Here is a 939-nt window from a genome sequence, read left to right as displayed (position 1 = left end):
AGATCGAGGAATACCTCACCGCTCACAACACGGAGCCCAAACCCCTGGTCTGGACCGCGACCGCAGCCTCAATCCTAAAGCAGGTAGCCCGCGGCCGCGTAGCCCTCGAAACCATCAAACAAAACTGGGACACACCACTAGCACGTACCCTGCCGACACAGTCGATAGGGGGACCACCAAGCCAGAGGCCCTTTGAGGGCCGAGGGAGGGTCGGGGCAACGCTGGCAGCCGGGATAACCGACGGGCATCCCTGAAAGATGAAGCTTCTGCAGGAGGGAAACTTAGAATATATCTTCGGTCTAACTATGGTAATCTTTTGCTGTTGCGAATATAATGGTTGTATGGCTGGCGGACGGAGTTTCGAATCGCTCCTCGAGGAATACCTCGGGAGGCCCGAACACGCCCGCCGCGGCCTCGTCCAAGGCACTCTGACTGCGGGGTCCGCGGTCCCTTTTCTCCCGGAACTGATCTGGGGCCCGAGCCGTCCGGTCACCGACGAGGACCTCCGGCACTCCCTGGTGAACAGCGCCGCCCTGAACATCCCCGCCGCGGATAACCCCGCGGCGGATAACCCCGCGGCGGATAACCCCGCGGCGGATAACCCCGCGGCGGATAACCGAGTTGTCAATGACGGTGCGATCGACGACCCGGCCGCCGACGTGCCGGACCCCGACGTGCAGCCCACGGACCTGCAACCACTTACGGACACTGGCCTGCCGGACCCCGACGTGCAGCCCACGGACCTGCAGCCCGCGGACCTGCAGCCACCGGCGGACAGTGGCCTGCCAGACCCCGACGTGCAGCCCACGGAACTGCAGCCGGCGGACGTGGAACCGGCGGATGTACAGCCACCGGTGCTGCCAGAGAGTGATCTGGCGTCCCCGGATGTGCGGCCCGACCTGCAGGTCGAGTCCGTCCGTCGGGCCCTGTTGGCGGGCC

Annotated in this window: 1 protein-coding gene and 1 pseudogene; both read left to right on the top strand. The window is 65.2% G+C overall.

What is annotated here, in order from left to right:
• Positions 1–116: pseudogene (locus tag QMG52_RS21770) on the top strand (IS630 family transposase); the annotation flags it as partial.
• A 225-nt stretch (positions 117–341) separates the two neighbouring features.
• Positions 342–939: hypothetical protein (locus QMG52_RS21765; protein WP_502920596.1), on the top strand; the 598-nt coding region annotated here is incomplete at its 3' end.

The organism is Paenarthrobacter sp. PH39-S1 (genome assembly GCF_030063245.1).
Lineage (GTDB): Bacteria > Actinomycetota > Actinomycetes > Actinomycetales > Micrococcaceae > Arthrobacter_M.
The sequence above is the reverse complement of the archived record's forward strand: the minus strand, read 5'-3'. Positions and strand labels throughout refer to the sequence as shown.